This window comes from Flavobacterium pedocola, from assembly GCF_053764385.1.
Genome location: NZ_JBSNCR010000002.1, coordinates 377,885 through 396,194, shown reverse-complemented (window position 1 = coordinate 396,194; position 18,310 = coordinate 377,885). Strand labels below are relative to the sequence as shown.

Annotated in this window: 16 protein-coding genes and 2 tRNA genes; 11 read left to right on the top strand and 7 right to left on the bottom strand. The window is 40.9% G+C overall.

The genetic code is table 11. From position 1 onward, the window contains the following. Positions 1 to 76 precede the first annotated feature (76 nt). The 8 genes from ACWPKD_RS05820 to clpX all read left to right on the top strand — a co-directional run bounded on the left by ACWPKD_RS05820 (position 77) and on the right by clpX (position 8,563). On the top strand, positions 77 to 790 hold the full coding sequence (locus ACWPKD_RS05820; RefSeq protein WP_455411729.1) for a pyridoxine 5'-phosphate synthase: 714 nt from the start codon (positions 77 to 79) through the stop codon (positions 788 to 790). Further along, entirely contained in the window at positions 790 to 1,554 is a 765-nt protein-coding gene (locus ACWPKD_RS05815; RefSeq protein WP_455411728.1) for an alpha/beta fold hydrolase, read from the top strand. Before ACWPKD_RS05820 ends, ACWPKD_RS05815 begins: the two co-directional genes overlap by 1 nt. 137 nt (positions 1,555 to 1,691) lie before the next feature. Further along, positions 1,692 to 2,951 (top strand): OmpP1/FadL family transporter, encoded by a 1,260-nt coding sequence (locus tag ACWPKD_RS05810; protein ID WP_455411727.1) that lies wholly within the window; start codon positions 1,692 to 1,694, stop codon positions 2,949 to 2,951. An 18-nt stretch (positions 2,952 to 2,969) separates the two neighbouring features. Then, positions 2,970 to 4,652: a G-D-S-L family lipolytic protein gene (locus ACWPKD_RS05805; protein WP_455411726.1), complete on the top strand. Its 1,683-nt coding sequence runs from the start codon at positions 2,970 to 2,972 to the stop codon at positions 4,650 to 4,652. A gap of 69 nt (positions 4,653 to 4,721) precedes the next feature. Then, positions 4,722 to 5,063, top strand: a complete 342-nt coding sequence (locus ACWPKD_RS05800) for a phage holin family protein (protein WP_455411725.1) — start codon at positions 4,722 to 4,724, stop codon at positions 5,061 to 5,063. Between the two features lie 103 nt (positions 5,064 to 5,166). Next, positions 5,167 to 6,492, top strand: coding sequence for a trigger factor (gene tig, locus ACWPKD_RS05795; protein ID WP_455411724.1), 1,326 nt, complete (start codon positions 5,167 to 5,169; stop codon positions 6,490 to 6,492). A 132-nt stretch (positions 6,493 to 6,624) separates the two neighbouring features. Beyond that, positions 6,625 to 7,287, top strand: a complete 663-nt coding sequence (clpP, locus tag ACWPKD_RS05790; protein ID WP_455411723.1) for an ATP-dependent Clp endopeptidase proteolytic subunit ClpP — start codon at positions 6,625 to 6,627, stop codon at positions 7,285 to 7,287. Between the two features lie 43 nt (positions 7,288 to 7,330). Beyond that, positions 7,331 to 8,563: an ATP-dependent Clp protease ATP-binding subunit ClpX gene (gene clpX, locus ACWPKD_RS05785; RefSeq protein WP_455411722.1), complete on the top strand. Its 1,233-nt coding sequence runs from the start codon at positions 7,331 to 7,333 to the stop codon at positions 8,561 to 8,563. 39 nt (positions 8,564 to 8,602) lie between these two features. Here clpX and ACWPKD_RS05780 read toward each other — a convergent pair whose 3' ends face one another. From ACWPKD_RS05780 to mutS, 6 genes are all read right to left on the bottom strand, one after another. Next, the gene (locus tag ACWPKD_RS05780; protein WP_455411721.1) at positions 8,603 to 8,950 is read right to left on the bottom strand and encodes a DUF1508 domain-containing protein; all 348 of its coding nucleotides are present in this window, start codon (positions 8,948 to 8,950) and stop codon (positions 8,603 to 8,605) included. 57 nt (positions 8,951 to 9,007) lie between these two features. Further along, the gene (locus ACWPKD_RS05775) at positions 9,008 to 9,136 is read right to left on the bottom strand and encodes a hypothetical protein (RefSeq protein ID WP_455411720.1); all 129 of its coding nucleotides are present in this window, start codon (positions 9,134 to 9,136) and stop codon (positions 9,008 to 9,010) included. Between the two features lie 24 nt (positions 9,137 to 9,160). Further along, positions 9,161 to 10,726 (bottom strand): OmpA family protein, encoded by a 1,566-nt coding sequence (locus ACWPKD_RS05770; protein ID WP_455411719.1) that lies wholly within the window; start codon positions 10,724 to 10,726, stop codon positions 9,161 to 9,163. Between the two features lie 230 nt (positions 10,727 to 10,956). Further along, a tRNA-Leu gene (locus ACWPKD_RS05765) sits at positions 10,957 to 11,040 on the bottom strand. 13 nt (positions 11,041 to 11,053) lie between these two features. Next, positions 11,054 to 11,129, bottom strand: a tRNA-Gly gene (locus tag ACWPKD_RS05760). A gap of 140 nt (positions 11,130 to 11,269) precedes the next feature. Continuing rightward, positions 11,270 to 13,876, bottom strand: coding sequence for a DNA mismatch repair protein MutS (mutS, locus tag ACWPKD_RS05755; protein ID WP_455411718.1), 2,607 nt, complete (start codon positions 13,874 to 13,876; stop codon positions 11,270 to 11,272). Between the two features lie 145 nt (positions 13,877 to 14,021). On the opposite strand from mutS, the gene ACWPKD_RS05750 reads away from it, so the two are divergent. After that, the gene (locus ACWPKD_RS05750; RefSeq protein ID WP_455411717.1) at positions 14,022 to 14,525 is read left to right on the top strand and encodes a DUF1573 domain-containing protein; all 504 of its coding nucleotides are present in this window, start codon (positions 14,022 to 14,024) and stop codon (positions 14,523 to 14,525) included. 67 nt (positions 14,526 to 14,592) lie between these two features. Beyond that, positions 14,593 to 15,126 carry an RNA methyltransferase gene (locus ACWPKD_RS05745; RefSeq protein WP_455411716.1) on the top strand — a complete coding sequence of 178 codons (534 nt, stop codon included), beginning with the start codon at positions 14,593 to 14,595 and terminating at the stop codon, positions 15,124 to 15,126. A gap of 115 nt (positions 15,127 to 15,241) precedes the next feature. Here the strand turns inward: ACWPKD_RS05745 and folK are convergent, their stop codons facing one another. Next, positions 15,242 to 16,372 (bottom strand): 2-amino-4-hydroxy-6-hydroxymethyldihydropteridine diphosphokinase, encoded by a 1,131-nt coding sequence (folK, locus tag ACWPKD_RS05740; RefSeq protein WP_455411715.1) that lies wholly within the window; start codon positions 16,370 to 16,372, stop codon positions 15,242 to 15,244. Positions 16,373 to 16,506: 134 nt separating this feature from the next. Between folK and sppA the strand changes: the two genes are divergently transcribed. Then, positions 16,507 to 18,273 (top strand): signal peptide peptidase SppA, encoded by a 1,767-nt coding sequence (sppA, locus tag ACWPKD_RS05735; protein ID WP_455411714.1) that lies wholly within the window; start codon positions 16,507 to 16,509, stop codon positions 18,271 to 18,273. The last annotated feature ends 37 nt before the right edge of the window (positions 18,274 to 18,310 follow it).

Sequence of the window (18,310 nt, the reverse complement as noted above, 5' to 3'; positions counted from 1 at the left end):
CGAATGCAAAATAATCAAAAAATAGGACATTTCAGCTTAAATATACTTTGTATTTTTGTAAGTAAATTTTTTTAGCATGACAAAATTATCCGTAAACATAAATAAAATAGCCACTTTGCGTAATTCAAGAGGTGGTAATGTGCCTAATTTACTGAAGGTTGCGACCGATATCCAACGTTTTGGTGCGGAAGGCATCACAGTGCATCCAAGACCTGACGAACGTCATATCCGCTATCAGGATGCGCGCGATTTGGTGCCGATTGTGCATACCGAATATAATATTGAAGGCAATCCACAGCATAACTTCATCGATTTGGTGTTGGAATGCAAGCCCACGCAGGTGACTTTGGTGCCGGATGCCATTGGCGCGCTTACCTCAAATGCCGGTTGGGATACCGTAACCCATCAGTCCTATCTGAAAGAAGTGATTTCTGAATTTAAAAGACATGGGATCCGAACTTCGATTTTTGTGGATCCGGTTTTGGCAATGATTGAAGGTGCTAAGGAAACAGGAACCGACCGAATCGAGTTGTACACCGAAGAATTTGCGCACCAGTACGGCTTGGGTAATAAAAAAGGAATCGAGCCCTATGTGGCGGCAGCTGTTTTGGCTAATGATCTGGATTTGGGAATTAATGCAGGACACGATCTTAGTCTTGACAACATCAAATTTTTCAAAGAAAATATTCCGGGGCTTTTGGAGGTTTCCATCGGTCACGCCCTGATTTCGGAATCGCTTTACCTTGGTTTGGAGAATGTGGTTAACATGTATTTACAACGTTTGAAGTAATGGAACTGTATTCGAGAATAGAAGGGGAAGGTAAGCCGTTTTTGATCATTCACGGTTTTTTAGGAATGTCGGACAACTGGAAAACCCTTTCCGGGCAGTTCGCGCAACTTGGGCTTCAGGTACATACGCTGGACATGCGCAATCATGGGAAAAGTCCACATTCCGAAGATTTTAGTTATGAAATTATGGTTCAGGATGTTTATGAGTATTGTGAAAAACATCAACTGGATAGGATTTATCTTTTGGGGCATTCCATGGGAGGCAAGGTGGCGATGCTTTTTGCGACGACTTATCCTGAGAAAGTTGAAAAGCTGATTGTAGCCGATATTGGTCCTAAACATTATCCGCCGCATCACCAGAAAATCCTGGCCGGACTGAACGCTATTGATTTTTCACAACAGCCGGGAAGAGCAGAAGCGGAAGCAGTACTTTCTCAGTATATCAACGATTTCGGAACGCGTCAGTTCTTGCTGAAAAACCTTTATTGGGTAACGCCGGGACAGCTCGGGTTTCGTTTTAATCTTGACGTTTTTAATCGTAAAATTGAAGTCATCGGGAAGGCACTTCCGTTTGAAAACACCTTTGAAAAACCAACCTTGTTCCTTCGCGGTGACAAGTCGGATTATATTTTAGATGCTGATTTCGAAACGATTCGTTATCATTTTCCTGATTCTGAAATAGTTACTATACAAAATGCCGGGCATTGGCTTCATGCAGAAAATCCTTTCGATTTTTTCACAGTTGTGTCGGAGTATCTTAAATAAATCAAGCAATGACGATGGCTTTTGTAAAAATACTATGAAAGCATAACATTTTTCTTAAAAAAATTGTAAAATCCATATTTTGTTATAAATTTGGAATGCTGTTTATTTAGAAACTCGAAAACTAACACATTTTAACTATGAGAAAATTATTATCTTTAACTTTATTGGCTTTGGCTGGTTCCTCGGCATTTGCAGGGGGATACCGTGTGAGTTTGCAGGGCCAGAAACAATTGGCAATGGGGCACACGGGTGTTGCTGTTGTTAATAGTGCGGAGTCTGCCTTCTTCAACCCGGCCGGTTTGTCTTTCCTGGAAGATAAATTCAATTTATCGGTAGGAGCAAGTGCGCTGTTTGCCAAAACAAATTTTAAGAATGAAACCTACAACTGGACGGCTTCCACAGAAAATATGGGAACGCCGTTTAATATTTATGCCTCATATAAAATCAACAAATGGTTAACTGCCGGTTTAGCAGTATATACACCGTTTGGTAGTGCCGTGGAATGGGATCAGGATTGGCAGGGAGCGCATTTGGTTAATAACATTGACCTGAAAGCGATCTATGTTCAGCCTACCATTTCCGTTAAAATCAGTGATCAGTTCAGTTTTGGCGGAGGACCTATTTATGTAAACGGTTCAGTGGAGTTCAACAGAAACATTACGCCAAACCCATTGCTTTCTGCTAACGGTCAGCCTGCTGATGTTACTTTGGATGCTAAAGGGATTACCGCTTGGGGATATACGGCCGGTTTTATGTTCAATCCTTGCGATAAAATGCGTTTAGGGTTTAACTACCGTTCGGAAATCATCATGGAAGCCCGTGATGGTGACGCTACGTTCCACGATGTGCCGGTTATTGCACAGGGAACATTTACCGATACTAATTTTGATGCGGATTTGCCTTTGCCTGCTGAAATTACTGCCGGTTTATCGTATAACATCACCAAAAAATGGATGGTGGCCTTCGATTACAACAGAACGTTATGGAGAGTTTATGAAAACCTTACGGTAGATTTCGCAAACAATGTTCCGACGTCTGTTAATGCAAGAAATTATAAAGACACCAATACCTACAGGTTTGGAACGCAGTATAAAGCGAATGAAAAATTCACTTTCAGAGCAGGTTGGTATAAGGATGAAAGTCCTGTTAGAGACGGATATTTTGCTCCGGAAACACCTCGTAACGATGCGATGGGATTCACGGGAGGTTTAACGTACCAGATCAATAAAAAACTTGGAGTTGATGCATCGTTCCTTTATCTTCATTTTGATGAGATCGACAACTCTTACGATCATTATGTGGATCCTACAGCAGGGACAGGGGACAAACTTCCGTTTGGCGGAACGTATAAGTCGACAGTATTTGCTCCGGGAGTTGGTTTAACTTACAGTTTCTAATCAAAAACGAAAATTATCATGAAAAATAAATTTATATATTTTGCTGTTTTGGCAGCTCTGGGATTCGCTTCGTGTGAGCCTGAATTCGAAAATGAAGTGGATGCAAATTACACTGCGGGAGAAGCTGATTTTTCAAGATATGTAGCTGTAGGAAACTCGTTGACTGCAGGTTATATGGACGGTACCGTATACAAAAGCGGACAAATGTATTCGTATCCTAATTTATTGTCGCAACAGTTTGCGGTAGTGGGAGGTGGAGAGTTTACACAACCGTCTTACGGAGATGATGTTAGTAATTATGGAGGGTTGACGCTTGGAGGAAATCTTATATCCGGTACCAGAAGAATTATTGATGCTTCTGCTGGAGGTGTTGAATACATAGGAGGTAGTGCAACGGCTTCAGGGCCTTCTTCTATAGAGGTTTCCAATCTGCAGGCTACGGCTTATAACAATATGGGAGTTCCGGGTGCTAAATCGTTCCATTTGCTGGCTGCCGGTTATGGTAACTTGGCGGGAGTGTCTTTGGGGCAGGCTAACCCTTATTTCGTAAGACATGCAACGACGCCTTCCGCAACAGTTTTGGGGGATGCCATGAGTAAAAATCCAACCTTCTTTACCAACTGGATTGGTTCAAATGATGTGTTGGCCTATGCAACCAGTGGTGGTGCAAGACCGGATTCTCCGTTAACACCGGAAGATGAGAGTATGCTGGCGGCAGACGATCACAACCTGACCGGCAATGTCAATCCTGCATCATACAGTGGAAATGATATCACCAATTCAGGTGTGTTTCAAAATGTTTACAACACAATTATCACCACTTTAACTTCAGGTGGAGCAAAAGGAGTGGTTTGTACAATACCTAATGTAACGTCTATCCCTTATTTTACAACGGTGCCTTATGCTCCGTTAACAGCGGCAGGTTTAGGTAAGGCTTTAGCGCCAAGCGGTACGCCTGATCAGCAGGTGGCTGCAGGAACGGCTGCTATGAACCAGTTAAACACACAGTTGTATAATAACCTGGATGGTATTTTTACGGCATTCGGTGAGCCAAACCGTGTAAATGCGCTTAACCCTGCGACTGCAAATCCGGTTTTGATCCATGATGTGGACGCTGCGGATCGTTCTGCAATCATCACGGCTGCTTTAACGCCGAGTTATGGTCCGGTTATCGCTGCTGAATTTGGTGCTGCTTTCGGGAAATGCCGTCAGACAACATCAGCAGATTTGATCGTGTTACCGGGCTCTTCAGTAATCGGAACGCCAAACCCTCGTGCGACTGCTGCTATGGCAGGTGCCGGAGCTAATCTGAACGGTGTGTCGTATCCAATGGGTAACCGTTGGGTGTTGACAGCAAACGAAAAAGCTAAAGTGGCGAGCGCTACTACTGATTTTAATAATGCGATTGTAACTATTGCCGGTGCCAACAATTTGGCGGTTGCTGACATGAATGCAATCATGAATCAGTTGGTTAGCGGTTTAAGAATCGAAACCGGTCAAATGTACACGGCTAATTATTTCAGCGGTTCTTCTACAGAAGGCAGCGTGTTGTTCTCCTTAGACGGGGTGCATCCAAATGCCAGAGGATATGCGGTAATTGCCAACGAAATTATCAAGGTGATCAACAGACACTATAAGTCAAATATTCCGTTGCACCATCCTTCTTATTTCCCGGGAATCCAAATTCTTCCTACGAACTAAGATTGAAAAATAAACCTATAAAAAGCGCTGAAATTTCAGCGCTTTTTTATTTTTGTAAAAAAAAAAATCATGAAAAATTTACTGATACGGCTTTTAATCACAACGGTGCTTATTGTGGTTTTGGCGCATTTTCTTCCGGGAATCCATGTGGATACCATTAAAGCGGCACTGATTGTAGCGGTGGTTTTAGGTTTGCTGAATACCTTTTTAAAACCGATCCTGGTTTTCTTCACTCTGCCGATAACTATTTTCACCCTTGGCTTGTTTCTTTTGGTGATCAATACGGGGATGGTTTTGCTGGCGGATTATCTGATTGATGAGTTTAGGATTGATTCGATTGTTAATGCTTTTGTGTTCAGTGTGGTGCTGTCTTTAAGTCAGTGGTTTTTGAATCTTTTCGTAAAAGATTAGATAATTTTAAGAGTATTGAAAGACAATAAGTTAAAAACTTGGTTGGGTTGTAAAAATTCTATAATTTTGCAACCCAATTTTAGTATGTAAAAAAAATTAAATAATGAATATTACAAGAAACAACGTAGACGCGTTAAATGCAGTTGTAACGGTTGAGGTTACAAAAGATGATTATGCAGATCAGGTGGAAAAAGTATTGGCGGATTACCGTAAAAATGCAAGCATCCCTGGATTCCGTAAAGGTGCAGTGCCGATGAGTTTGATCAAAAAACAATACGGAAAAGCGGTTTTATTGGATGAGGTTAACAAGTTGTTGCAGAATTCATTAAACAATTATTTAGTTGAAGAGAAGTTGGATATCCTAGGAAACCCGCTTCCGAAAGTTACAGAAGATTTCAATTGGGATGCTGACGATTATAAATTTGAATTCGAATTAGGATTGGCTCCTGAATTCAAAGTGGATTTATCAGCTAAAAATAAAATTACAAAATACACTATCGTAGCGGACGATCAAATGATCGATGAGCAGGTAGAGCGTATTCAGAAGCAATTCGGAAAACTGATCTCTAAAGAGAAAGTGGAAGAAGGTGATGATCTAAGAGGGACTTTTTCAAACGAAGAAAACGGTATCAACAATACGGTAAACATCAATTTGGATGTTTTCAAAAGAAAAACCGATATCAAGAAATTCATCGGGAAGAAAGTTGGTGATGTGGTAACTGTTGGGACTAAAGGTCTTTTTGACGACGATCACAAATTAATGGATTATTTACAGGTAGACCATGACGGTGTTCACGGTTTGGATATCGAAGTAAGCTTTACTATCGAAGAAATCAACACTTCTGAGAAAGCGGAATTGAACCAGGAATTGTTCGATAAATTATTCGGAGCCGGAAACGTAACGTCTCTTGAAGAATTAAAAGGAAAAATCAAAGAAGATGCTGAGCAGCAATTTGCATCTCAGGCAGACCAGAAATTCCTAAACGATGTAACGGAGTTTTTGATCGAAAATACTAAATTCGATTTGCCGGCGGTATTCCTAAAAAAATGGATTCAAACGGTAGGTGAGAACCCATTATCTGCAGAGCAGGCTGAAGAAGAGTATGCGAAATCAGAAGGTGGTTTGCGTTATCAGTTGATCGAAGGAAGAGTAATCACGGAAAACGGATTGCAAATTACTTTCGAAGATTTGAAAGCCTATACTTCGGAATTGATCAAAAAACAAATGGCACAGTTCGGTCAAATGAACCCTACAGATGCTGATGTGGAAAACATTGTAGCAAGAGTATTGTCTAACCAGGAAGAGGTAAAACGTCTTTCTGAGCAGGTGATGAGCGAGAAGATGTTGAACCTTTTCAAAGAAAAAGTAGCGGCGAAATCTAAAGAGGTTTCTTACCAAGACTTTATTAAAGAAATGTACGGAGAATAATTTTTCGTAAAAATTAATTATATTTGAGCGTCAGACTTTAGTTTGGCGCTTTTTTAATTATACAATTTGACGGTTTAAGGACGAAGTATCAGTGTTAAACCTTTGAGCTATAAAAATTTAAACGAAAGTAAAATGAACTACGGAAAAGAATTTAAAAAATATGCCACGAAACACCACGGGGTGAACAGCATGTATTATGATAAAATTGTAGGCAGCATGACACCATACATCATTGAGGAACGTCAGTTAAATGTGGCTTCCATGGATGTGTTTTCCCGTTTGATGATGGACCGTATCATCTTTTTGGGGACTGGGGTGGATGACTATGTGGCCAACATCATACAGGCGCAATTGTTGTTTTTGGAAAGTGTAGATGCTTCCAAGGATATCAGTATTTATATCAACTCTCCGGGCGGAAGCGTGTATGCGGGTCTTGGGATTTACGACACCATGCAATTCGTGAAACCGGATGTGGCAACGATCTGTACCGGTATGGCGGCTTCAATGGGAGCGGTTTTGTTGTGTGCAGGAGCGGACGGAAAACGTTCGGCATTACCACATTCACGAGTAATGATTCACCAGCCTTCAGGAGGAGCGCAAGGAGTGGCAACGGATATGGAAATCAACTTAAAAGAAATGTTGAAGTTGAAAGAAGAATTGTATCAGATCATTTCCAACCATTCCAATCAGCCTTATGATAAAGTATACAAAGACAGTGAGAGAGATTACTGGATGATTGCGGCTGAGGCAAAAGAATACGGAATGATCGACGAAGTCTTGACTAGAAATAAATAATATTAAGGATTCGGCAGTAGCCGATAATGAAATTGAAGAATATATGGCTAAAGAAGTTTTAGAGTGTTCTTTTTGCGGAAGGAAAAAGCCAGAAACCAACCTGCTGATAGCGGGAATCAATGCGCACATTTGTGATAAATGTATCGAGCAGGCGCATGGTATTGTGTTAGAAGAATTAAAACAAAGCGGAAATTCAGGATTACTTGCCGATTTGGTGTTGAGTAAGCCCAAGGAAATCCGTGCCTTTTTGGATCAGTATGTAATTGGTCAGGAACAGACTAAGAAAGTATTGGCCGTTGCGGTGTACAACCATTACAAGCGTTTGTTGCAGAAGCAAATGGACGATGAGGTGGAAATCGAAAAAAGTAACATCATCATGGTGGGGCAAACCGGTACCGGAAAAACCCTTGTGGCGAAAACCATTGCCAAAATGCTGAACGTTCCTTTGGCGATTGTAGACGCGACCGTATTGACCGAAGCAGGTTATGTCGGGGAAGATGTGGAAAGTATTTTGACCCGTTTGTTGCAGGCTGCCGATTATGATGTGGCCAAAGCCGAGCGTGGTATCGTTTTTATCGACGAGATTGATAAAATTGCCCGTAAGAGTGATAACCCATCGATTACACGAGATGTGTCCGGAGAAGGCGTGCAACAGGCTTTGCTGAAGCTTTTGGAAGGAACGGTTGTGAATGTGCCGCCAAAAGGAGGCCGTAAACACCCGGACCAGAAATTTGTGGAAGTGAATACCCAGAACATATTGTTCATTGCCGGTGGTGCTTTTGATGGGATTGAACGTGTTATTTCAAAGCGTTTGAACCGTCAAGCCGTGGGTTATGGTTCTTCGAAGAGTTCCGATACCATTGACAAAGAGAATCTGTTGCAGTACATCATCCCGAAAGATATCAAAGATTTTGGACTGATTCCTGAAATTATCGGACGTTTACCGGTTTTGACCCATATGGATCCTTTGGATAAAGAAACCTTAAGAGCTATTTTGACCGAACCGAAAAACGCCTTGGTAAAACAGTACAAAAAATTGTTTGCGATGGATAATGTGGAATTCTCCATGACAGACGATGCCCTGGATTTTATCGTAGATAAAGCTTTGGAGTACAAATTGGGTGCCCGTGGACTTCGTTCCTTGTGTGAAGCAATCCTGACCGATGCGATGTACGATTTGCCAAGTTCGGATGAATCGGAATTGATTATCGATCGAGACTATGCGGAACACTCGCTAAGCAAGAATTTGTTGCAGCGTTTGCAGGCAGCGTCTTAAATAATAGAAATCCCGAGCAATCGGGATTTTTTTATGGCTTTACTCGAAGTCGAAGAAAATGTCCTCAGAAAAATCCAGAACTTCCGATTCCGTAAATTTGGTTTGAATTTCGTCCAGTCCTTTCAGAAGCAGTAATTCGGTGGTGAATTTTCTGCTGATCCCATGGATGTGCCCGTTATGGATCATCTTGAAGAAAAACTTGCCTGCAGGGGTTTTGAACTTTAAAAAAGAAACGGCTTCTATTCTGTGTTTAAGATAGTCGATGTCTTTTTCGCAGTCCTCCTTCGTTTTGTAACTCTGACTGGTAAGGATGGTTTTTCCTTTTCGGGAGTTAAACTCGAATTTAAACAGTCCGTTTTCTTTTTTACTTATTGCAAATGTTCCCATATGGTTTTTGAAGGCTGCAAAAATATAAAAGTCCCGAGATATTCGGGACTTTTTTTATTAGGCAACACGGTGTGTTTCTTTCTTTTTCTGAACGTCTGATTTTACGTAGCGTGCTTTGCAGCTCCATCCGCTTGAGCATGATGTTAGGGCTAAGGCTGCAATTCCTGCGATAAATAATTTTTTCATTGTGAGAGTGTTGTTGTGTTGTTGTTATTTGATTAGGAATTCAATACGTCTGTTTTTGGCATCTTCATCAGCAGTACATTTAGTGCCACAGTTGAATTTCAATTGCGATTCACCATAACCTTTGAATTCTAAACGGTCTTTCGCAATACCTTTCTTAGCTAAATAATCATAAGCTGCTTTAGCACGTTTGTCCGATAAATTCATGTTGTAGGCATCTGAACCTTTAGCATCCGTATGCGCATTGATGGCGATTTTCATCTCCGGATTTGCATGCAACACTTCAATAATCTTGTTCAATGATAACTCAGATTCTTTCTTAACAGTAGCTTTGTTGAAATCGAAATAGATATTTTCAATTACGATCGCATTGTCAATGATTTCCGCTTTAGTCTGGTTCATCGCGATGGTTTCGCTGTAATTGCTGTTTCCGTTGTTCCAAGCTTTGAAATCGTTTTGTTTTAAATCGTAGCCGTCTTTTTCTGTAGTGATGGAATAATGCGTCAACGGTTCAACAGCGAATGAAATTCTTCCGTTTTCGTCTGAAGTTCCGGCTTTAACCACTTCGCCGAATTCGTTTTTAATAACAACGGAAGCATTAGGTAAAGCCACTTTAGAATTTACTTCAACCACAGTAGCGTTCAAACTTTGTGCTAATTTGGTTAATTCGAATTTGTATACGTTGTAGTCTTCTTTAATATTGTTTTTGTTTGAAGAGTAGTAACCTTTTGTCGGGGCGCTTAAAATGAAGGCCACTTCGTCGTTGGCAGTATTTAAAGTGTTTCCGATGTTGGAACGGTTAGTGATGCCGTTATCGGTTAAAGAAGCACGGAAAATATCGTAACCGCCGTAAGTTTCATGCCCTTCAGAAGAAAAATAAATGTATTTCCCGTTCGTATAAGGGTATTTTTCATTTTTAGCACTGTTTACCGTTGCGCCTAAGTTTACCGGGTTTGCAAGGGAACCATCTGCTAATACATCTGCCACATAAATGTCGAATCCTCCAAAACCACCCGGCATGTCTGATGCGAAGTACATTTTGTTTCCTTGAGCATTCATGGAAGGTGTTTCAACAGAATAGCCTTCAGCAACAGTAACTTTTTGTAAATCTTTCCAGTAACCTTTGATTTCAAGGTCTAAAGTTGATTTGTATAATTCGTACTGGCTTGGGTTGTCTGCTTTGGCACGCGTTAAATACATGGTTTTTTCATCCGGAGAAAACGTTACGCTTCCTTCGTTGGTTTCTGCATCCAATAATCTTGAAAAGATGATAGGATAGGACAGGTTTCCGTGTTTGTCAATGTTTACACAGAATAAGTTATTGTTCGGGGTATTGTTCGGATCTACGGTAACTTTGGCAAAACCTCTTTTTTTGTTGGAAAGCACTAAATATTTCCCCATGAAGAAAGTTGAGCCGATTTCAGAAAGTTCTGTGTTGATACCTGAATCGTGAGAGATAAAATTCAAACCGGTGGTTTCAATTTTAGAAGCAGTTAGTGTTTTGTTGTGATTTCTTACATTTTGTCCACCTTGTGCAGAAGCGGTAAGAGAAATCACCGTAAAACTTAATAACAATAGAACTGATGTTCTCATTTTTGTAGTAGATTTTTTGGTTTTCAGTTAGAATTGATAATAATTATTTAAAATCGAGTGCAAAACTACACCTTTTATTAATAGATTATTAAAAAATCGTTAAAAAGCACAAAAAAATCGTTGAACAACAATTTAACAAAAACAAATCAAATGTTTATAAATATAACAATTTGAATGAGAAAAGTACTAAAAACAAAAAAGCCTTAAACAAATATTGTTTAAGGCTTTTGTACTCAAGGCGGGACTTGAACCCGCACGGACTAATGTCCACTGGATTTTAAGTCCAGCGTGTCTACCAATTCCACCACTCGAGCATTTATATTGGTATGGAGCGAAAAACGGGGTTCGAACCCGCGACCTCAACCTTGGCAAGGTTGCGCTCTACCAACTGAGCTATTTTCGCGTAATCAATTTGTCAAAGGAACTGCGCTACTTTCGTATTGCGAGTGCAAATGTAACACATAAATTTAATTTCGCAAGAGTTTCAATTGAAAAAAAATAAACTTTTTTATAAATCTTTGATAACGTTGGTTTTATAAAGTGCTATTTTTTATTCAGCATGCGTTTGATTTCGTTCAGTTTCATCAAAGCTTCCACCGGCGTCAGGGTATTGATGTCTAAACTTACGATTTCTTCCTTGATTTCTTCCAGTAACGGATCGTCCATATTGAAAAAACTCAGCTGCATTTCTTCTTTATCGGACTTGATTCCTGTCATGGCTTCGCTCGAATGGTCTTTTTCGAGTTTCTTAAGTATTTTTTGCGCTTTCTGAATCACGGTTTGCGGCATCCCGGCCATTTTAGCCACATGGATACCAAAACTGTGCGCACTGCCGCCTTTTACCAGTTTTCGGATGAAAAGCACATTGTCTTTAAGTTCTTTTACCGAGACATTGAAATTCTGGATGCGCTCAAAAGTCGTTTCCATCTCATTCAGTTCGTGGTAATGCGTGGCGAAAAGCGTTTTGGGTTTGTTCGGATGCTCGTGCAGGTATTCTGCAATCGACCAGGCAATGGAAATCCCGTCGTAGGTTGAAGTTCCGCGACCGATTTCGTCTAACAACACCAAGCTTCGGTCGGAAATATTATTCAGGATGGAAGCGGTTTCGTTCATTTCCACCATAAAAGTCGATTCCCCCATGGAAATGTTGTCGCTCGCGCCTACACGGGTGAAGATTTTGTCCACGATGCCCATACGGACGTTTTCCGCCGGTACAAAACTACCCATCTGTGCCAGTAACACAATCAAAGCGGTCTGACGTAAAATAGCCGATTTACCCGACATGTTCGGACCGGTAATCATGATGATTTGCTGGGAGGAATTGTCCAGAAAAACATCATTGGCAATATAAGGAACACCGATTGGCAGTTGTTTTTCAATTACCGGATGGCGACCGTTTTTGATGTCAAGATCGAAACTCTCGTCGATTTCGGGTTTGATATAGTTGTTTTCGATGGCCAGTTGGGTGAACGAACAAAGACAGTCCAACTGTGCTACTAAATTTGCATTCAACTGCACCGGTTTGATATAGGTTCCGATCCACATGACCAATTGTTCGAAAAGTTCCGATTCCAGTTTGTGGATTTTTTCTTCCGCGCCTAAAATTTTTGTTTCGTATTCTTTAAGTTCTTCCGTGATGTAACGTTCGGCATTCACCAAGGTTTGCTTGCGGATCCATTCGGCAGGAACTTTGTCTTTATGGGTGTTTCGGATTTCGATATAATAACCGAAAACATTGTTGAAAGATATTTTTAAGGATGGAATACCGGTTTTTTCACTTTCGCGTTCCTCCATCGCTTCCAGGTATTCTTTACCGGAAAAGGCAATGCTCCTCAATTCGTCTAACTCTGGATGAATACCTTTGGCAATCGCATTCCCTTTGTTGATGGCTACGGGCGCATCCGGGTTTAAGGTCGTTTTGATTTTCTCTCGCAACAAATCACAGGAGTGTAAACTGTCGCCAATGGTTTTCAAAGCTTCGTTTGAACTTTCCAAAGCGGCTGCTTTCATTGGGATTACAGCATCCAAAGAATTGCATAAGTATACAATTTCTCTCGGGCTTACTTTTCCTGTTGCAATTTTTGAAATCAAGCGCTCCAAATCGGAAATCTGTTTGATTTGGTATTGCATGGTTTGCAACACTTCCTGATTTGCTTTCAGATAATCCACCACTTCATGACGGCCCTGGATTTTTTTGGTGTCTTTCAGAGGTAGGGCCAGCCAGCGTTTCAGTAAACGGCCTCCCATTGGAGAAAGTGTTCGGTCAATCACATCCAAGAGTGTTACGGCATTCGGGTTGTAGCTGTGGTACAGTTCTAAATTTCGAATGGTAAATTTGTCCATCCAAACGTAAGCATCTTCGGCTATACGGTGGATGTTGGTAATGTGTTGTATTTTATTGTGCTGGGTTTCGGATAAATAATATAAAATGGCACCCGAAGCGATAATGCCTTCCTGTAATTCTTCGATCCCAAACCCTTTTAAAGAATTGGTCTGAAAATGATTGGTCAGTCTTTCAAAAGCGTAATCTTCTTTATAAATCCAGTCTTCCAGATAAAACGAATGGAAATCTTCCCCAAAATGCTCCTTGAACTGGTTTTTGAAATGTTTCTGAACCAAAACTTCGCTCGGGTTGAAGTTCTGCAGTAATTTGTCGATGTATTCCGCATTGCCCTGAGCGGTTAAAAATTCTCCGGTGGAAACGTCTAAAAACGCAACACCGAGTATCTTTTTTCCAAAATGTACCGAAGCCAAAAAGTTGTTCGCTTTTGAAGTTAAAACTTCGTCGTTTAAGGCTACTCCAGGTGTTACGAGTTCTGTTACCCCTCGTTTTACAATGGTTTTGGTCATTTTCGGATCTTCCAGCTGGTCACAAATCGCCACACGTAATCCTGCTTTTACCAATTTGGGTAAATATGTATTCAAAGAATGATGCGGAAATCCGGCCAAAGCAGTTTCCGAATCCGATCCGGCGCCGCGTTTGGTTAAGGTAATCCCTAAAATTCCCGAAGCGCGAACGGCATCCTCACCAAAAGTTTCGTAAAAATCACCTACACGAAACAGTAAACAGGCATCGGGATATTTGTTTTTAATCTCGTTGTACTGCTTCATTAACGGGGTTTCTTTCGGCGCTTTTTCTTTTGCTGACATGCTATACGGTTTGTTTGCAAATATACACGAAGACTTTATTTCGGGAACCAACTCTTAAAAATTAATTAAAAAAGTGCCCTGTTAGCATTTTTGAATATGTTTTTTTAATAGATTTGCTACCTAAATGATTAAAATCAACAGGGTTATGAAAAAAATATTACTTGTTAGCGCGCTTTTCATCTTTGGAGCGATAACAGCTGAGGCACAAGAAGTTGCAACCACTTCAAAAGTGAAAACCGAAGTTAAGAAATCAAGAAAAACTAAGAAGACTGCAAAAACCGTATTGCCTAAAGTAGAAGGTGCGGGAATGGTTTTCGAAACAGAAACTATCGATTACGGAACGATCAATCAGGATGATAACGGACAAAGAGAATTTGTGTTGGTAAACAACGGAAACAAGCCTTTGATCATCATGAGTGCTACCGGATCTTGTGGTTGTACAGTGCCTGAGGCGCCAAAAGAGCCGATTGCACCGGGAGCCAGAGCGGTAATCAAAGTGAAATATGATACACATAGAATCGGCGGATTCCAGAAAAACGTAACCGTTACTTCAAATGCTAGTGAAACACCAAAAGTGTTGACCATTAAAGGAGAAGTAAAAGCCACTGCTAAAGCTGAACCGGTAAAGGCTCAGGAAGTAAAGAGCTAATTTTTAATTCAGAAATAATTGCGAAGCCTTCAAAATGTGTAATTTTGAAGGCTTTTTTAATGGAACAATGAGGAAACTGGCCAACAGCGAACTGGATCGCAAGAACATAGAAGAATTCAAAGAGGCAACCAAAACGCCTATCATTATTATTTTAGACGATATCCGAAGCCTGCACAATATCGGATCGGTTTTCAGAACGGCCGACGCTTTTCTGATCGAGAAGATTTACCTGTGCGGCATCACAGCAACACCGCCCAATAAAGAAATCCATAAAACGGCATTGGGAGCCACAGATACTGTTGTCTGGGGATATGCCAAAGATGTATTGGAAGTTATTGGAAATCTTAAGAAAGATAATGTAACTGTTTGCGCTATTGAACAGGTGGAAAACTCCGTAATGCTGAACAGTTTTGAAGTGCAGTCCGGTGAGAAATACGCGTTGGTTTTTGGGAACGAGGTAAAAGGCGTGGCGCAGGAAGCTATTCTTTTGTGTGATAAAGTAATTGAAATACCTCAGTTGGGTACCAAGCATTCCCTAAATATTTCGGTAAGTGCCGGAATTGTGGTTTGGGATTTGTTTCAGAAAATGACTGAGGAATAATTGTAGGTTTGTTTATCCGGTGATTTGGTTATTTGAATTAACTTAAAATACATCAATTGCTTAAAACCGGATAACTTATTGACTTGTATGGTTTTCTGGAAATTGTTGTTGAAGATCACTTCTTGCTGTTGATCTGTTCCAGAATCGTGAGATAATCTTCCTGTCGGTTCACAAAATCCATTTCCGACACATCGATGATCAAAACATTTAAATCGGTTTGCGTTTTGATGTAATCCAAATATCCCTGATTGATTTTTTCAAGATATTCGGCCGGAATTTCCTGCTCGTACGAACGCCCACGCTGACGGATGTTGTGGAGCAAACGTTCCGTATTCTGGTATAAATAGATGTACAGATCCGGCTTGGGCATCTCTTTGTAGATGATGTCGAAAAGTGTTTTGTACAAACGGTATTCGTCTTCGGCCAACGTGACTTTGGCAAAAATCAGCGACTTGAAAATGTGGTAATCCGCCACGACAAAATCCTTGAACAGGTCGAACTGCGACAAATCATCGGAAAGCTGCTGGTAACGGTCGGCCAAAAAAGACATTTCCAACGGAAACGCGTAGCGGCCCTGGTCTTTATAAAATTTTGGTAAAAAAGGATTGTCCGCAAAACGTTCCAAAACAAGCTTAGCATTAAAATCCTCAGATATTTTAGACGACAAAGTGGTTTTTCCTGCGCCGATATTCCCTTCAATGGCAATATAATTGTACTGCTGCAGATTGATTTTTTCAAGTGGATTTTCCAGTTTACCCGCAGCATTGCATTCGCTGTTGTCTTCGGTAGCTTTGATCAGTTCTGCTATGGACTTTCCTGATTTCGGGTGTTTCCAGTTGAGGTTTAAGTCCTGCATCGGCAACAATACAAACAAACGGTTTTCCATTTGCGGGTGCGGAATATGAAGCACTTCGGTTTCCATGATTTCTTCGTTGAAGGATACAATATCCACATCTATAAGACGTGCCTGATAACCGCTTTGTCCGGTTCGGTTACGGCCTAATTGTTTTTCTGTTTCCAGAATTTTCTCCAGTACTTTTTTAGCGGAAAGTTTCGTGTGAAGCAGTAGGGCACAATTGTAAAAGGCGTCGCTTTCAAAACCCCAGGAAGGCGTTTCATACAAATCAGAAACTTTGATTACGGTTCCTATGTTTTTATGAATCAATTGGATAGCGGCCTGAAGATTTTTCAGACGGTTTCCCTGATTGCTTCCTAACGATAAGACGACCTGATTCTGACTGTGCATGCGGCAAAGTAACTAAAAGTATTTCAGAATTAAAGCAAATTCATGGCAATGTTAATAAGTTCTGCTGTTTTGAATTTCGGTTGCCGGTGTAACAATTTTAACATTTCGGCTACTTATAACTAAAATAGAATACCATGAAATTTTTAGGAAACGTTTTAGCTACAATAGTAGGATTGTTTGTCTTCTTTATGTTGTTTTTCTTCGGAATGATGATCATAGGAGCCTTGTTTGGCGGTGAAGGCGATAAAGTGCGTGTAAAAGACAATTCGGTAATTGAGCTGGATTTAAAAGAAGTGACCCACGATTACGGCGGTCAGTTCAAATTTACGGATTTCGATTATTTCGAAACCCGACATGATGGGGTTACAGACGTTTTGAATGCCATCGACGCAGCCAAAACCGACGATAAGATCAAAGGGATTTCCATCCTTAATAACGAGAGTATGATTGGTTTGGCCCAACGCCAGGCGATTCGTCGTAAGTTAGACGAGTTTAAGAAGACCGGAAAATTTGTAGTGGCGTATTCCAACATGATTGCCCAGAAAGATTATTATCTGAATTCGGTAGCGGATACCATTTACCTGAACCCGGTTGGAGAACTGGAATTCAAAGGTTTATCGGCAGAAATCTTATTCTTTAAAGATTTTCAGGAGAAATCAGGGATAAAGATGGAGGTAATCCGTCACGGAAAATACAAAAGTGCGGTGGAGCCTTTCCTTGAAAACGAAATGAGCCCGGCCAACCGTGAGCAGATGACCGTATTGTTGAATTCGTCCTGGAACACTGTGGTGGCCGATATTTCCAAAAGCCGAAATATTCCGGTAGACAGCCTGAATGCGATTGCAAATTCCCTTGGCGCCAGAACGCCTGAATTGGCGAAACAAAAACACATGATCGACAAAATCGCTTACGAAGACGAATACCACAACGCGATCCGTAAAGCGCTGAAAGTAGATAAGGACAAAGCCTATAATAAAGTCAGTATATTAGATTACGCTAAAAATGTGGCTACCACCGGGAAAAATAAAGCGGCTGATGATAAAATTGCAATAATCTATGCCCAGGGCGAAATCAAATCGGGTGAAGGCGATGTTTCCTATATCGGAGAAGGTTCGATGCGTCGTTCCATTGAAGAGGCCCGCAACGATGAAGATGTAAAAGCGGTTGTCTTACGTGTGGATTCCCCGGGAGGAAGTGCCTTGACTTCGGAACTGATCTGGAGGGAAATCGAACTGACCAAAAAAGTAAAACCGGTTGTGGTTTCCATGGGGAATCTGGCGGCTTCCGGAGGGTATTATATTTCGTGTAACGCCAATACCATTTTTGCGGAATCCAATACGATTACCGGTTCCATTGGTGTTTTTGGAGCTTTGCCGAATTTTAATCCGTTGGCCTCTAAAATCGGAATCAATGCCGAGCAGGTGAAAACCCACCAAAATGCATCGGGATACAGTGTTTTTGAACCGTTGGATGAGAATTTCAAAGGCTATGTTACGGAAAGTATCGAACATATTTATTCCACCTTCTTAAAACGCGTAGCCGACGGACGTAAAATGACCATCGCTCAGGTAGATGCCATCGCACAGGGAAGGGTTTGGACCGGTGCCGATGCGGTGAAACTTGGTTTAGTAGATAAAATCGGAGGCATGGATGCTGCCATCAAACAAGCGGCAACGTTAGCAAAAATAAAAGAATACCGTACCGAGAATTACCCGGAATACGAAAAAACTTTTGAAGATTTGATCAGTGGTTTTACCGGAATTTCCATGTTCCAATCCAAAGATGCACTTATCAAAGAACAGCTCGGTGAGGAAAGTTATCAGGTTTTGGAACAAATCAGAACCGTTAACCAACGTCGCGGAAATCAGGTGGTTATGCCGTATGTGCTGAACATCCGCTAAGATTTAACATATTATTTTTATTGGAAACCAACTTATT

Excerpts from the sequence above, each read along its gene's own strand:
- ACWPKD_RS05815 (WP_455411728.1), top strand. The coding sequence starts at position 790 with ATGGAACTGTATTCGAGAATAGAAGGGGAAGGTAAGCCGTTTTTGATC.
- ACWPKD_RS05805 (WP_455411726.1), top strand. The coding sequence starts at position 2,970 with ATGAAAAATAAATTTATATATTTTGCTGTTTTGGCAGCTCTGGGATTC.
- ACWPKD_RS05820 (WP_455411729.1), top strand. The coding sequence starts at position 77 with ATGACAAAATTATCCGTAAACATAAATAAAATAGCCACTTTGCGTAAT.
- ACWPKD_RS05745 (WP_455411716.1), top strand. The coding sequence starts at position 14,593 with ATGAGGAAACTGGCCAACAGCGAACTGGATCGCAAGAACATAGAAGAA.
- sppA (WP_455411714.1), top strand. The coding sequence starts at position 16,507 with ATGAAATTTTTAGGAAACGTTTTAGCTACAATAGTAGGATTGTTTGTC.
- ACWPKD_RS05775 (WP_455411720.1), bottom strand. The coding sequence starts at position 9,136 with ATGAAAAAATTATTTATCGCAGGAATTGCAGCCTTAGCCCTAACATCA.
- ACWPKD_RS05780 (WP_455411721.1), bottom strand. The coding sequence starts at position 8,950 with ATGGGAACATTTGCAATAAGTAAAAAAGAAAACGGACTGTTTAAATTC.
- ACWPKD_RS05810 (WP_455411727.1), top strand. The coding sequence starts at position 1,692 with ATGAGAAAATTATTATCTTTAACTTTATTGGCTTTGGCTGGTTCCTCG.
- tig (WP_455411724.1), top strand. The coding sequence starts at position 5,167 with ATGAATATTACAAGAAACAACGTAGACGCGTTAAATGCAGTTGTAACG.
- folK (WP_455411715.1), bottom strand. The coding sequence starts at position 16,372 with ATGCACAGTCAGAATCAGGTCGTCTTATCGTTAGGAAGCAATCAGGGA.
- clpP (WP_455411723.1), top strand. The coding sequence starts at position 6,625 with ATGAACTACGGAAAAGAATTTAAAAAATATGCCACGAAACACCACGGG.
- ACWPKD_RS05750 (WP_455411717.1), top strand. The coding sequence starts at position 14,022 with ATGAAAAAAATATTACTTGTTAGCGCGCTTTTCATCTTTGGAGCGATA.
- mutS (WP_455411718.1), bottom strand. The coding sequence starts at position 13,876 with ATGTCAGCAAAAGAAAAAGCGCCGAAAGAAACCCCGTTAATGAAGCAG.
- ACWPKD_RS05800 (WP_455411725.1), top strand. The coding sequence starts at position 4,722 with ATGAAAAATTTACTGATACGGCTTTTAATCACAACGGTGCTTATTGTG.
- clpX (WP_455411722.1), top strand. The coding sequence starts at position 7,331 with ATGGCTAAAGAAGTTTTAGAGTGTTCTTTTTGCGGAAGGAAAAAGCCA.
- ACWPKD_RS05770 (WP_455411719.1), bottom strand. The coding sequence starts at position 10,726 with ATGAGAACATCAGTTCTATTGTTATTAAGTTTTACGGTGATTTCTCTT.